The 14343-nt window shown below is 39.6% G+C and carries 16 protein-coding genes and 1 pseudogene; 5 read left to right on the top strand and 12 right to left on the bottom strand.

From position 1 onward, the window contains the following. Window positions 1-348: 348 nt before the first annotated feature. Both epmA and efp read right to left on the bottom strand, forming a co-directional pair. A complete protein-coding gene (gene epmA, locus P20495_RS06935; protein WP_008137291.1) occupies window positions 349-1323 on the bottom strand; it encodes an elongation factor P--(R)-beta-lysine ligase in 975 nt (324 codons plus the stop codon). Between the two features lie 56 nt (window positions 1324-1379). Further along, window positions 1380-1946, bottom strand: coding sequence for an elongation factor P (gene efp / locus P20495_RS06940; RefSeq protein WP_024596699.1), 567 nt, complete (start codon window positions 1944-1946; stop codon window positions 1380-1382). Between the two features lie 41 nt (window positions 1947-1987). Between efp and epmB the strand changes: the two are divergent. Next, window positions 1988-3002 (top strand): annotated as a pseudogene (gene epmB, locus P20495_RS20745) (EF-P beta-lysylation protein EpmB). Here epmB and P20495_RS06945 read toward each other — a convergent pair. After that, a complete protein-coding gene (locus tag P20495_RS06945; RefSeq protein ID WP_002960797.1) occupies window positions 2999-3208 on the bottom strand; it encodes a hypothetical protein in 210 nt (69 codons plus the stop codon). The pseudogene epmB and the gene P20495_RS06945 overlap by 4 nt on opposite strands. A 71-nt stretch (window positions 3209-3279) precedes the next feature. On the opposite strand from P20495_RS06945, the gene P20495_RS06950 reads away from it, so the two are divergent. Continuing rightward, the gene (locus P20495_RS06950) at window positions 3280-3570 is read left to right on the top strand and encodes a hypothetical protein (protein WP_002960798.1); all 291 of its coding nucleotides are present in this window, start codon (window positions 3280-3282) and stop codon (window positions 3568-3570) included. A gap of 47 nt (window positions 3571-3617) precedes the next feature. On the opposite strand, the gene P20495_RS06955 is transcribed toward P20495_RS06950, so the two are convergent. The 3 genes from P20495_RS06955 to P20495_RS06965 form a co-directional block, all read right to left on the bottom strand. Further along, window positions 3618-4109 carry a DUF3016 domain-containing protein gene (locus tag P20495_RS06955; RefSeq protein WP_008137284.1) on the bottom strand — a complete coding sequence of 164 codons (492 nt, stop codon included), beginning with the start codon at window positions 4107-4109 and terminating at the stop codon, window positions 3618-3620. Between the two features lie 121 nt (window positions 4110-4230). Next, window positions 4231-4680, bottom strand: coding sequence for a low molecular weight protein-tyrosine-phosphatase (locus P20495_RS06960; RefSeq protein WP_008137282.1), 450 nt, complete (start codon window positions 4678-4680; stop codon window positions 4231-4233). Between the two features lie 25 nt (window positions 4681-4705). Next, on the bottom strand, window positions 4706-5212 hold the full coding sequence (locus P20495_RS06965) for a DUF3087 domain-containing protein (RefSeq protein WP_008137279.1): 507 nt from the start codon (window positions 5210-5212) through the stop codon (window positions 4706-4708). A gap of 146 nt (window positions 5213-5358) precedes the next feature. On the opposite strand from P20495_RS06965, the gene P20495_RS06970 reads away from it, so the two are divergent. From P20495_RS06970 to P20495_RS06980, 3 genes are read left to right on the top strand one after another with little or no spacing between them, the layout of a single operon-like run. Beyond that, on the top strand, window positions 5359-5994 hold the full coding sequence (locus P20495_RS06970) for an energy transducer TonB (RefSeq protein WP_008137278.1): 636 nt from the start codon (window positions 5359-5361) through the stop codon (window positions 5992-5994). 14 nt (window positions 5995-6008) lie between these two features. Beyond that, the gene (locus tag P20495_RS06975) at window positions 6009-6602 is read left to right on the top strand and encodes a sigma-70 family RNA polymerase sigma factor (RefSeq protein WP_008137276.1); all 594 of its coding nucleotides are present in this window, start codon (window positions 6009-6011) and stop codon (window positions 6600-6602) included. Continuing rightward, window positions 6589-7212, top strand: a complete 624-nt coding sequence (locus P20495_RS06980; RefSeq protein ID WP_008137275.1) for a hypothetical protein — start codon at window positions 6589-6591, stop codon at window positions 7210-7212. The genes P20495_RS06975 and P20495_RS06980 overlap by 14 nt, the downstream gene beginning before the upstream one ends. 53 nt (window positions 7213-7265) lie before the next feature. Here the strand turns inward: P20495_RS06980 and P20495_RS06985 are convergent, their stop codons facing one another. From P20495_RS06985 to P20495_RS07010, 6 genes are all read right to left on the bottom strand, one after another. Then, entirely contained in the window at window positions 7266-7760 is a 495-nt protein-coding gene (locus P20495_RS06985; RefSeq protein ID WP_008137273.1) for a hypothetical protein, read from the bottom strand. After that, window positions 7757-8200 carry a hypothetical protein gene (locus P20495_RS06990; RefSeq protein WP_008137271.1) on the bottom strand — a complete coding sequence of 148 codons (444 nt, stop codon included), beginning with the start codon at window positions 8198-8200 and terminating at the stop codon, window positions 7757-7759. The genes P20495_RS06985 and P20495_RS06990 overlap by 4 nt, the downstream gene beginning before the upstream one ends. 223 nt (window positions 8201-8423) lie before the next feature. Beyond that, on the bottom strand, window positions 8424-8966 hold the full coding sequence (locus P20495_RS06995; protein WP_008137270.1) for a hypothetical protein: 543 nt from the start codon (window positions 8964-8966) through the stop codon (window positions 8424-8426). A 660-nt stretch (window positions 8967-9626) separates the two neighbouring features. Beyond that, window positions 9627-11003, bottom strand: a complete 1377-nt coding sequence (locus tag P20495_RS07000; protein WP_008137268.1) for a Na+/H+ antiporter NhaC family protein — start codon at window positions 11001-11003, stop codon at window positions 9627-9629. Between the two features lie 191 nt (window positions 11004-11194). Further along, entirely contained in the window at window positions 11195-12853 is a 1659-nt protein-coding gene (pbp4b, locus tag P20495_RS07005; protein WP_008137266.1) for a penicillin binding protein PBP4B, read from the bottom strand. Between the two features lie 9 nt (window positions 12854-12862). Beyond that, window positions 12863-14038 carry an exo-beta-N-acetylmuramidase NamZ domain-containing protein gene (locus P20495_RS07010; RefSeq protein ID WP_008137265.1) on the bottom strand — a complete coding sequence of 392 codons (1176 nt, stop codon included), beginning with the start codon at window positions 14036-14038 and terminating at the stop codon, window positions 12863-12865. Window positions 14039-14343: the final 305 nt, after the last annotated feature.

The following is a 14343-nucleotide window of genomic DNA, read 5'->3' as shown; positions in this document are numbered from 1 at the left end:
CTTGATGTTTATTGTAGGTGAGGTTTTATACCTCGCTTTTTTATAAAGTTAAATTACATGAGCGCGAAATAAATTCGCACCTACAGGTTTATATTCCATGCTGTAGGTGAGGTTTTATACCTCGCTTATTTATAAAGTTAAGTTGCACGTGCGCGAAATAAATTCGCACCTAAAGGTCAAGCATCACACTCTTTGCATATCAAACATAAATAATAATAAAATGTGTTGTAGACGTAGAGCTTGCTCACGTGAGAAGCGAAGCTTCTTATTACTTTAAACTAACCAAATAAAAAGACCTTAAAGCTTCGCTTTAACGCGCCAGCAAGCTGTGCGCCTACAAGTCCAGCATTACGCTCTTTGCACATCAAACGCTATTACGTCTTTAATTTTTTCTTTATTTGTTGCGAGCATTACAAGTCTATCAATCCCCAAAGCCACCCCTGCGCACTGTGGTAATCCATGCTCCAGCGCTTTAATTAAACGCGTATCCATTGGTACTTGTTTTAAACCGTTTACAGCGCGGTATGCGTTATCTTCATTAAAACGTTTAGCTTGCTCACTAGCATTTATGAGTTCGTTAAAGCCGTTAGCCAATTCCATATTTTTATAATAAAGCTCAAAGCGCCCTGCTACACGTGTATCGTGTTCACAAATTTGTGCCAGTGCCGCTTGAGAAGCTGGAAAGTGATACACAAAACATGGCTTATCTTGCCCTATTGTGGGCTCTACTTTCATACAAAATAATAATTGCAGTAAGGTATCCTTATGCGTTTCATTTTGGGCTATATCAGCAAATCCCTGCTCACACGCTAGTTGCTTTAATTGCTCTATGCTTGCTGTTAACGGATCGAGCCCAAGTGCTTGTTCAAACGCTTGCTGATAAGTCAGCCTTGTTGCCGGCTCGACATCTAAAACAAGCCGCATTAGCTCATCCATTTCATCCATAAGTGCAAATTCATCAAAGCCTGGGCGATACCATTCCAGCATTGTAAATTCAGGATTGTGATGACTACCGGCTTCTTCATTTCTAAATGCTTTACAAAGCTGAAAAATAGCGCCTGAGCCTGCCGCTAACAAGCGTTTCATAGCAAACTCTGGAGATGTTTGTAAGAATAGAGGAAGCCCACCTGCGTGCCCTGGGCCTACAAATTTAGTATTAAAACTGGCTAAGTGCACATCAGTTACACTGGCAGCACTTAAGCTCGGCGTTTCTACTTCCATTACATTACGCGTATAAAAAAACTCACGAATGCTACGTAATATCGCTGCACGTTGTTTTAGTGTTTCAATGCTTGCGCTTGGGGCCCAAAGATCTGCTGACATATTTTCTCCAAAAAAAATCCCAGCTTAAGCTGGGATTTTATAAACAATGTTAAAGCTTACTTAACACGGCTTACATATTCACCGTTACGAGTGTCTACTTTAATTACTTCGCCAATTTGTACGAATAATGGAACTCGTACCACAGCGCCTGTGCTAAGCGTTGCTGGTTTACCACCAGTGCCCGCTGTATCGCCCTTAAGGCCAGGATCTGTTTCAGTGATCTCAAGCTCAACAAAGTTAGGTGGTGTAACAGCAATAGGGCTGCCGTTCCATAATGTGATTGTACATAAATCATTTTCAACTAACCATTTAACAGCATCGCCTAGTGCTTTTTCGTCAGCAGCAATTTGCTCAAATGTTTCGTTGTTCATGAAATGCCAAAATTCGCCGTCTGTGTATAGATACGCTAAATCTGTATCCATTACATCAGCACCTTCAACTGATTCACCCGATTTAAAGGTTTTTTCAAGCACCTTACCAGAGATAAGTTTACGGATACGAACACGGTTGAACGCCTGGCCTTTACCAGGTTTTACCATTTCATTTTCTAAGATACTGCAAGGCTCGCCGTCCATCATAATTTTTAGGCCGCCCTTGAACTCGTTGGTGCTATAATTCGCCATCGTTTCCTCTATTTATATTTTTTCGAGTAATCTACATGCCAATGATACAAAGAAATGAAGCAAATTTGCATAAAAACTGGCAAAAAGAATTAGCAAATGTAGTTACCTGCCCAAAGACCTTGCTTGAAATGGTCGGTTTATCGAGCCAAGTCCATGAAAACGACCTAAAAGCCCGTAGTTTATTTCCGGTACGCGTGCCTATCCCTTTTATAAAAAAAATACGCAAAGGCGATCCAAACGATCCTCTTTTGCTACAAGTAATGCCACGCCATCAAGAATTTTTGACTAAATCGGGTTTTAATAAAGATCCCCTACTTGAGCAAGACAACGACCAACCAGGCCTTTTACATAAGTATAAATCACGTGTTTTGGTGATGTTTAAAACCGGCTGTGCAGTAAATTGTCGTTACTGCTTTAGAAGGCATTTTCCGTATCAAGAAAACCAACTTAATAAAAAAAGTACTGCTTGAAACACTAAGCTACATAAAATCAGATGCTGATATAAACGAAGTGATTTTAAGTGGCGGCGATCCACTTATGGCCAAAGATGATGCAATAAGCTGGTTTTTAGATGAGCTTGAGCAATTACCACAAATTAAACGAATGCGAATTCATAGCCGCTTGCCAGTAGTTATACCGGCGCGAGTTACCAATGAGTTATGTGAGCGATTAGCAAAATCGCCATTAAAAATCATTTTTATTAATCACATAAACCACGCAAACGAAATAGATTCCGATTTTAAAGCAGCTATGCAAAAGCTTAAACAAGCAAACGTAACGCTTTTAAACCAAGCTGTAATTTTAAAAGATGTGAACGATACGCTCGATGCGCAAATAAATTTAAGCGAAGCGTTATTTGACGCAGACGTATTACCGTATTATTTGTATTTGCTAGATAAAGTTGAAGGGGCCAGCCACTTTGATATTAACGAAGAAGACGCAATAAAAATAATGGCAGAGCTATTAAAAGCTCTGCCTGGATTTTTAGTGCCTAAGTTAGTTAGAGAAATAGGTGGTCAAAAAAGCAAAACACCTATCGATCTTAAGCTAATTTAAACGTATATATTTACGTTGTTACCCAATGATGCCGTTACCGACTTAGCCGGTGTTTGTGCACTTGACGATTGTGCAGCACCTTCAATAAGTGCAAGTGCTGCTGCGCCATCTGCTAGTTGCTGCTTTTTAGATAAAGCAGCGCTATAAAGCTCACTGCCTTGGCCTGAGCCAGAAACAGCGGGTAAACTTGTGCCTGATATATTCATATAACAAACCTGACTTTTAAATGTAATCCAAGTATTATGTCGGCCATGCAGTACAAAGCTTTAGGAAAACCATGGATTCAATTATTGAACAACTCAATACTAATTTAAAAATTGTTTATCGTCAGGCGCTTGATGCCGACAAAAAACTCGATGAATTACAGCAGCAAGGCCATGGCAAATTTAAAGCCTTATTTGCACAAGATGCTGGATTTAGCTTTGAAGCTAAACGCTTTAAGCCGTATGTTCTTGACGTAGCCGCTGACGTTGAAAGCTTATCTAACGATGGTTTTGATGAAGAAAAACTTAAAACTACCGTTATTAAGTTACAGCAAATACTCACGCTGTTAGCTACTTTTAAGTAAAACTTAAAAATAGAAATGCCGCTATTTAGCGGCATTTTTATTTTAAGTTAATCTAAACTTGGTAATATTTGTTCACCAAACCACTGCGTTAATAAGCGTTTTTCGTAATAAAATGATTCTTCGCGGCCCATTTTAATTTTATCCATAAAGCCCATATCTTTAAGCTCTACATCACTGCCTTTACTAAGTACGCTACCATCTTTATCTGTTAACGAATAATTGAGCTTAATGCGCGGAAAATAGATTGGTTTTACTACACGTATTTCATCCATACCGCCGTATCGCACATCACCGGCTAAATCTAAATCAGTGAACTCTACGTTTAATTTATAACCTTTTGGTAGCTGCTCAGCAAGCTTAGCCATATGTTTTTCAAAGCTACTTGCAATGTGTTTATGATACGACCCTCTGGCTTGATTCGACGCTCGTACATCACGATAATCGTTAAAGTCATGCCATTTAACAATAGACTCCCCAGCATGAGCAAATACAGGGAGTGCTATACACATTGTCATTGCTATTTTCTTAACTGAATTCATATCGTTCTCCAAAAAGGTGTACCAATTACAATAGAGTGAATTGCAATAAGCCCAGTATTCTTACCTAAATTACCAATGGCATATTAACAGTCATTCATTAACTATAACTTAACCATACCTTTTAAATTTTTGACAGTATTTTGTCGCTTGCGGCTTCAATTAAATCAAGCACATTTTCAAAGCCATCATCACCGCCGTAATAAGGATCGGGAATCGCACTAACGCTCTGTTCACCAAACTCTAAAAACAACGCTAATTTGTACTGTAAATGCGCAGGGCACTGGGCTTTTAAATCAGCTAAATTTTGTGTATCGGCCGCTAAAATTAAATCAAATTCAGTAAAGTCACTTGTGCGTACTTTACGCGAATAAATACCTTTAAAACTATAACCACGTTTTTCGCCTGCAGCCATTGAGCGACTATCAGGCGTTTTACCTTCGTGATAACCAATAGTGCCAGCCGAATCAACTTTAACATCAACACCTAGCTTTTTAGCGCGGGCTTTTAATACCGCCTCTGCGGTTGGCGAGCGGCAAATATTACCTAAACAAACAACTAATATTTTTTTCATTAGACACTCCTTTAAACATTAAAAACTAAAACTGTTTTAAAATGCTCGCATCATACTCATCAGCATTTAGCGTTACGTTATGTTGCGCTGCAACAGATTCAAGCTCAGTTTGTTTAATGGCTAAATCGTCCATGGTGATTAGATTATCGTCTAGCTGCCACAATAACCGAGAGCCCGCGTAGCTATAATGAATCGCTAATAACGCATCGGCATTGCCTTCACGGCCAGCGGCTTTTAACTTAGCCATTTTACGGGTTATTTTATTAAGTGCTTTTTTAAGTTCCCACACATAAACAACTTCAGTCATAAAGCTATGTGTACGGTATTTATTAAGTAACCACGCAAGCCCAACGCTTGTAATAGCAACACCTATTAAGTTCCAATGAAAGTGGCTACCACTTTCATCAGGAAATAAAGCAATCAGCGTTTGCGATATAGCCAAGCTGCCTACAGCCAAACCAATACCACATCCTGCAATAACACGGTTTAAATGTTTACGATAACGCGCTTTATTTATTTCAATGAGTTGCATAACAGCCTAAAAAGTTAATAAGTAAAAGAATGCGAATGGCTATTGTAACTAAACCCCAGATTTTTTATAAAATTATTTCACCCCTTTTTGATTTGCCACCCGTTATAGCTTTGAAAACACCCTAATGCATTAATTTGGAGCGGCTTATGCACACACTTGAAGTACCTAACAACCCAGTATTTATTAAAACATCGACCGCCGTTATTGGCGGCGCCGCAATGACCTTTGCAGCTTTTGCGTTTATGCAATATTTAATAAGTGGCGAGCAACGCGCACCGGTTAAACCAGGGGGCGATATTATAGTAGAGATTTTTCAGGCACCTGAGGATTCAAAAGTCAGGCATATACAAAAAATACAGCCGCCACCGCCAATGCCTAAAGTGCCGCCAAAAGCACCACTGCTTGATACATCAGCGGATCCTGTACTGGCAATTAGCGACTTTACGCCAGTTACAATTGATGATTTTGGTGACGACATTAACAACACCATTAATCGCCCAACAGGGGATGCAACACCCATAGTGCGCATAAACCCTAAATACCCAACTACAGCAGCGCGCGATGGTATTGAAGGTTGGGTGCAACTAAGCTTTAGTATTTCGCCAACGGGGGAAGTAATCGACCCAGTAGTTATTAACGCCGAACCCAAACGCACCTTTAATCGCGAAGCAATAAGAGCAATTAAACGCTGGAAATATCGCCCCAAAGTAATTGAAGGTGTGGCACAATTACAAACAGGTCAAACCGTACAGCTCGATTTTAAATTAGATAACTCTATTTAATGGACTAAACGCCTATGCTACTAAGTATTAAGTCATGGTTATTTGAAACGCCAAGCAAGGACTGCATGGCAAGTTACGCAAAAAGTGGCGACAATCGTTACTTAGAGCAGCTTATTGCCCTCTACAGTAACGACTTATACCACTACCTTGTTACGCAATCTAATACGCATTTAGCATACGACGTAAGCCAACAAACATGGCTAAAAGTAATCGAAAAACGCCACCTTTACCAAGCGCAAACCACACCTAAAGCGTGGTTGTTTAAACTTGCCCGCAACACACTCATTGACGAATACCGCAAGCAACAGCACTTTGTAGAGTTTGACGAAAATACGTATTTAGCAGCACAAAATGATAAAAGCGAAAACGACTTAACTAGTCGAGACTCGCATATAGGCAGCTCAAACATAAGCTATGACGCGTTCGACGCCGCGCTAAAACAACTCAGCTTTGTACAGCGCGAAGCCATAACCTTGCAACAAGAAGGCTTTTCGCTCACCGACATAGAGCTTATAACGCAAAGCAGCCTTGAGACCATTAAAACAAGGCTGCGTTATGCCAAGCAAAACCTTAAACGTTTATTAGGAGCAAACAATGAACAAGCCTGATGAGCCGCTTGATCAAAAGCTCACACAACACTTTAAAGAGCGAAAAGCGCGCACTACACTTACAAGCGCTCAGCAAAAAGCGCTACTTAATAACGCTGTGCATGCAAAGCCTAAAAAGATCGGCTTTACGCTACAGCTAACCAGCCTAGCCTGCGCACTGGGTGTGTTTGCATTTATTGTGTTTGATAATAACAACAGCATAAATACCACGCCTAAAACCGTACATAACACCGCACTTAACACTATAGATATTCACGACTATTCAATTATAAAAACACACGAAATAAACCAAGCTGGTAGCTACGCAAGCTCCATAAACGAGCAAAAACACGCGCTTGATAGTCAATTAGCTAACGATTTACGCCGCCACCAACAACGCCATATAGAATACGGCACTCTAGTGAAGGTAGATAACGACTGGTACATAGCCAGCTGTAACGACGAGGTACTCGTGCAAATTAAGTATTCGCTGTTGAGTGATTTAAAAGGTAAACACGCAGTAGAAAGTGGTCTAAATACGGGTGATATGCTCGCTATGGCGCATAACGGTAAAGGGCAAATTATTGCGCTTAAACATGCGGGTGCTGGGGTTAGGCAGTGTGGGGCTTAGGATGGTTTTCGAAGAAAAAGTTATCTTTTTATGATTTACTTTAATACTAAGCATTAAAGTAAATCATCATCACTTTTTTTATTTTCTAATAAATCATGAAGTTTTGAAGCAAAATCTAAACAAAGTGTGATCACTACATAAAAAGTTAATAATTGCATAAATATTGCAAATACTAGTATCCACATTCCAGCGAAATTTATATATAACTCTAATGAAGGATTAAAACCCGGTGAATATAGGCCATAAATAAGGCTCCTTAACACAACGAATGACATAATCAATGAAGATGAAACAATACAAATAACAAGCTTTTCAACTACTTTTACATTATAACTTTCTTCTTTAGTAGCTATTTTTTCTTTAGCCAAATCGCGAACGGCTTCTGGATATAAAATCGCTAACCACAAACCACTTATAGTTAGAACTGCTGCAGATACACCTAAAAGACTCCCAAGCATGTCTTTTATTTCTGAGGATACTATATTACCTGAAAAGAAATACACCAAAAAAAATGACAATATACCTAAAGTAACAACGATTTTTTTCACACAGTTTCTCCAACGGCAATAGCTAGAGTAGGTTGTGCTATATCTTCACTTTTCATAGCATGTGACTCTGAAATTTCACTCTCAGCTAATTTCTTTTCCACCTCTAAATGAGACTTAATGTTTAAAAGTAAGTCATCTCTCTTTGCTATCACTTCAGTCCAAAGCGTTTCAGCTTTATAGAAAAGGCTATTATGCTTTTCATTTGAATTCATCAAAATAATTGGCCTGTGTGTGTAGGTAGAAAACCACTTCGTATTAGGTGAATCATTTTCTCTAAAACCAATGTTATTCCATTCATCCTTTGGATTTATCTCATCTGAGTATAACTTAATTATATTGTCAACTTCATCTTCAGATAACGATACTTGTTCGACAACTTCGACTTGTTGAGTTTTCGGGATTTGCGTTTTCTTTTTACTGATTTTATCCCATAAATTCACACCTGAACTTCTTACGCTATCAGGAATAGTTGTAACCGTATCCCTGACAACAACGTGCGATATTTTTTTGATAAAAGGCTTTTGTCCATACTGAAAATATTCGTTTCTTTTTCTACAGCTTTGAACTTAAACCTCATAGAAAAACTTTTATCATTAGATAAATAAGAAACTGATACTCTAGATATCTCTGTTCCCAATTTAGGATGAAAATGAGTGGATTTACTTATGTTTTGTTTGGATGTTTATTTTTATTATCAAACCATTTTTTTATGTAGGTTGTAAAAGCTTCGATATCTGTTTTTGAATGCTTAAAATTAATTGAAGCAACTAATTTTAGAGATGGGATAAACCAATAATACATTGCTTTACCGATAGTTAACTCTTTACCTGTAGAGTTCTTAGCATCTATTTTTTCGGAATCATTATTAGTATCTCCTACTTTTGAGTTTAGATCTATTCCTCCAACCTCTCCAACCTCTCCAACCTCTCCAGCGGCTTCAGAATTTGCAAACCACAAAACAAACAAGTAATCGCCTGTATAAGAGTCAAAGTGGACATCTTTACAATATACTTTATCTCTTCTTGTGTGCTCTTTAGGATCCCAAGGAATGGTATTAAGTACGCTGCGGTCAGATAACCAATCAAATAAGCTTTTTGAAATCTCAGGAAAGCCATCGCTAATAAATTCACCGTCAGCCTTTTGCCTAATTCTGTAAAGGCCACAGCTTTCAACCCTAAAAAAACTAACTAAACCACTATCGTCCATGACCAATTACGCCTAGATAAAATTAATATATTACATTACATTAAAATATTAATTTGTTGAAGCCTTGTGAATAATTAAAAGGAGCATGTGAAACTGTATCAAGAGTAAATACTCCAACCCTAGCCATTACTTTATCATCTCTAAAATGCAAATTCGTAAGGTATGGGTCTAAACTCTTAAGTTCGAAAGGGTTTCGTCTTGTTTCTCGTCAAACTAAAACATAAATCTCACGTTTAACAATTTTCCCGACATCGCGACATGAAAACAGGTAGTTGATGAGTAATATCGTGCATAAATATATCTTCACTAATAGCTTTCACATCAATTAGTTATTTAAATGAAATAGCGTGATGCTGGGAGAATCTAGAGAGGCTGAGCTGCATTACATCTTTGGCAGCCGTCGCCAGCACGACAAAAGCTTGAATAAGGTTTCATATTGTATTTAACTTTTCGAGCTAACGCTCGACGCGCCAGCAAGCTATGCGCCTACAAAAAATATACATATGCTTGGCTTTGTAGGTGGAACCCACATTGGCGATCTGTTGGGTTTCGTGTCACTCAACCCAACCTACGCACGCTTTATGCTTTATTTTTAAAACAAAAAAGCCTGCGATTAAGCAGGCTTTTGAGTATTTGGAACTGTTTTGTCCTGAAATGTGTTTATAACACAAGTATGCTTGTTACTAAGTACGCTATAAACGTCAATGCACCGCCAAATAAGGCGTACGGTAGCTGCGTTTTAACGTGGGTGAGTAAGTCACACCCTGATGCAATAGCCGATACAGCGCTGGTGTCGGATATAGGCGAGCAATGATCGCCAAATATACCACCACCCAAAATAGCACCAACAACAAGCGACGGTGGTAAACCTAGCGCTTGAATAAGTGGCACACCAATTGGGATTAATATAGCAAACGTGCCCCACGATGTACCCGTAGTAAACGACATTACCGCGCCGGTTAAAAACAGCACCGGTACTATTAAGTAAATAGGTAGGTAGTCGCCAACAAGTGATGCTACAAATACGCCAGTACCCAATTCTTTTAAGCTTGCGCCAAGTGTAAGCGAAAGCAGTACAATGGCGACCAGTGGCATTAATTCGCCCATACCTTTAAAACCGGTATCAACTAATTGATGATGCGTAAATTTACGTGAGCCAATCATTAAAAAGTAAGCGACAACAATGGCTAAAACCGTTGCATATAATACTGATTTAGAACCGCTGCCCTCGGCTAGCACACCATTACCGGTGTAATACATAAAGCCAACCATGCTGGTAATAAGCGTAATAAGCGGGATTAACATGTAACGTGCTTTAGAGCCTTTTACTTCTTCTTTTAAGTCAGTTTTTTGAAGCTCTAGTTTTTGTTCGGCTTCTTTCATTGGGCCGTGCACTTTATCGAACGCGATGGTGTAAAAAACAATGACAAGGGTAATTATGGCGTAGAAGTTATACCCTACGCTGCCCCATAACACCGATACCGCCGACTCACCTAGCTCATAGTTACCTAACAAACCAAGTACAAATGCGCCCCAGCCGTTAAGTAGTATTAAAATACACACTGGCGCACTGGTGCTGTCAATAATGTACGCTAGACGCGCTCGGCTCATTTTAAATTTGTCGAATAAGCCACGCGATAAAATACCCGAGGTAAGTACGCTCAGGTTAGATTCTATAAACACCGCAATGCCGGTAAACATGGTTAAAAAGCCTACTTGGCGCTTACTTTTTGCAATGCCTTTATTCATTAGCATATTAACAGTTGCTGCAACGCCGCCAGATTCGCGAATGTAGGCAAGCAAGGCACCTATTAAAATACTAAATATTAATATGCGTGTATTACCTGGCGAACTGGCAACCGAAATAATACGTTCAATGGTATTTAAAAAAGTGTCAAACAAGCTATTACCTTCGCCCTGAAAGGCGAGTAAAAACTCAGAAGAAGCAACAGCAACAAGTAGCGCCATAATCACTTCTTTTCGCCAAAACACGATAGCAATCGCAATTAGCGGCGGTAAAATAGAATACCAATGCATAAAAAGTTAACCTTAATTATTAGCGAGTAAACCTCGCTTTGTACGCGTTTTAACGCTTATTTGTTAAGCCTAACAACATAAACCGGCTTAGTTTTATAGACCGCTTAGCTTAATGGATTGGCTTACTCAAGTCACCTGTAAATAAATCACTTAAGGTGGCACAGTTAGTACGTTTTAACCTATACGATAGCTTATTGATTTAGTAGCGCTTCATAAATAAGCGACACCACCGATCCGTACTGTGCGGTTTCAAATTGTTTGCCTGTAAATTCGTAACGTTTTTGCGAGCCTTTAATGGCACTATGGCGAGCATTGGTAAGTAAAACAATAGCTAAGTCGTAAGCGGGGTCAATTACGGTCACTGTCCCCGTCCAACCTGTGTGGCCATAAGCCTGCGCGCTTGCATAAGGGCCAAAGTGCCAGCGCCTTGCTTGGTTGTTACCAGCTAGCCTAAAGCCAAGCCCGTAGGTTTCATCGCTTGATTGCGGCGTTAAAAATTGCGCTAAGGCGCTTGCACTAAATAATTGTTGGTCGCCGTAGCCACCATTATTTAGTAATAGCTGGCAAAGTACGGCTAAGTCGTGAGCGTTACTAAATAATCCTGCATGCCCTGCTACGCCATCAAGTGAGTAGTAAGCGCGCTCATCATGCACTTGGCCTTGTAAAACACTGGTGCGAACATTATCAAACTTAATGCGCCCGTCTCGTGTGTTGCCGCTAAGCTCAGTGGCTGCAAATTGCTGCGGCTTAAAGCCTTTTTTAAGTGGATTAAATAACGTGTTAGTTAATTTTAGTGGTGCGTACACTTGCTGCTCTAGATATTCGTCAAGGGGCTGCCCAGTTATGCGCTCAATGAGTACGCCTAAAATCATGTAATCAATATCTGAGTAAATAGGCTGCCCAGATGATTTACTACTAAAAGGGACGCTGGTAAGTAATAGCTGTTTGGTGGTTTTACTGTTTTGCGAATAAAACGCGTCACCATAGCTGCCATCTTTACGATGAAAGTCAAATACTGGCGGGTATCCGGCGCTGTGTGTGAGTAAGTCTTTTACTGTACGTTGTACTCGCCCTTCGCCTTTATATTCGCTTAGGTAGCTTTGTACGGGCTTATTAATATTTAATAACCCTTCGCTTACTAATTTCATAAGTGCAAAATTTGTGGCAAATATTTTGGTGTTTGAGGCAAGATCAAACAAGGTATTAGTTTGCATGGGCTCTGGGCGAAGTAGCATTAAATCACTTTGCTGATATTGCTTTGCATCGCCATAGGCGGTTAACTTTATTAGCTCACCATTTTTAACAACAGCCAATACAGCCCCAGGAAAACCTGCTTTTACATCGCGTTCAATTAATGTGTCTACTTCATTGAAATCTATATGCTTTTTTGGTTCATCGCTTAAAGTAGGAAATGCAAAACGCAGCGTTAAACTTGCGCCAGCAGGGAGAATATTTTCAACTTTAAAGGTATTAACACCGTTGTGAGTATTTTTTGCCAAACTGTAATTGTATAAGGTGTTGGCGCTTAGTTGGTTAACGTTGAGCTTTTTATTATTAATGTAAATATCGGCGCTTTGTGCGTTGTGGTTTTGTATTAATAATTGCCCGCGCCCTTTGTAAGCTTTAAACGTTCCTCGGTTATTTACATAAAACCGGCTACTTGGATTTACCTCTGGAAACGTTACAACCACTTGTGCATTAGGCAGCTCTACAAGTTGGCTTTTTGTAAGTGGTAGCACCGAGCTAATAGGCTCAGGTGGTGTACTACAACCCACAATAATAAAGCTCAATGCCACTATAAATGCTTGTTTGATATAACCATACCTTTGATTTTTTAAAGCAATAAACATGCTTAGCCCTTATTTATATAACAAGTAAGGCGCTCTTTGCGCTTTAAATTGCGCAAGCCCCGCCTGCCAGCTTTGTTTTATTTGCGCTTCTGATTGCCCTGCTTCAATAGCTAAGCGTAATTTATTAGTGCCCGCTAGTTTATCCATAAAGTCAGCGCGCTCAAAAAACGAGATGTTATTTTTACTAAGCTCCGTGTACGCGTTTATTAAGTAAGTTAAATTTAGGTCTGAAATATTTGCTTGTCTTAAATCGAGCCCCTGCACGGTTTGGTTTTTAAATTTAGGGTTTAAAGCAGCGCCTTTAATTGCGCGCGGTGTAAAATTAAAATCACCTAATGCAACTGGTGAATAGCCAATTACTTGAAACGCAAAGTCGGTACCTCTGCCAATACTGATAGGCGTTGCTTCAAAAAAGCAAAGCGACGGATAAAGCGCAATGGCTTGATCGTTAGGTAAGTTAGGGCTGGGTTTTATAGGCAAGCTGTAAGTACTTTTGCGAGTGTAATGATCAACAGGGATCACGGTTAGTTTTAAAGCGGGCGCTTTATTGATCCAGCCCTCACCCTTGATCATTTTGGCAAGTTCGCCAACGGTCATCCCGTGTAAAACAGGAATTGGGTGCATGCCTACAAACGATTTAAATTCTGGCTCTAATATTGGCCCATCAACGTAGGCAATATTTGGATTGGGCCTGTCCAGCACCAAAAATTCTATCCCCTGCTCTGCAGCGGCTTCCATCATGTAGTGCATAGAGCTTATGTAGGTATAAAAACGCACTCCCACATCTTGAATATCAAAAATAATCACATCAACATCGACTAAAGCAGCTTGGCTTGGTTTTTTATTTTTACCGTAAATAGAAATAAGCGGAATCCCAGTTTTGCTATCAACGGCATTTTTTACATGTGCGCCCGCATCGTGATCGCCGCGAAAGCCATGCTCAGGTGCAAAAATTTTAGTTATATTAATATTTTTAGTCAGCAGCGCATCTACCAAGTGAGTGTGCCATACCATTGATGTTTGATTAACTACTAGCCCTACACGTTTATTTTTTAACTGCGGTAAATATTTAGCATATTGCTGCGCACCTACTACAAGTGAGTTGTTAGCTTCGTTGGCTTGCACGCTTGCAATAAAAATGGCGCTAAAAATAAAAAATAACGTAATAAATAGGGTTTTAAACATACTGCAATATCCTTTTAAACAAGGTGTTTAAAATAACATAGGTAATATTAAAGAGCAGCTTTAGAAAGGGGTTAAGTGGGCTTAGATATAGTGATTAGAAGCTGGCGCTTCTCACGCGAGCAAGCTCAGCGTCTACAACGGATAAATAAACTCGGAGTTTAGATTTAAAGATTGGGATGGTTTTGCTTGTAGGCGTGCAGCTTGCTGACGCGACGAGCGAAGCTCGTAAATAAAGCATCAGTTATATCGGTGGTAAGTAATTAGAAGCTGTCACTTCTCACGCGAGCAAGCTCTGCGTCTACAAC

It is taken from the genome of Pseudoalteromonas sp. BSi20495, from assembly GCF_000241185.1.
In the GTDB taxonomy this organism is placed as follows: Bacteria; Pseudomonadota; Gammaproteobacteria; order Enterobacterales; family Alteromonadaceae; genus Pseudoalteromonas; species Pseudoalteromonas fuliginea.
Note: the sequence above shows the minus strand (reverse complement) of the source record. Positions and strands in the feature narration are given on the sequence as shown.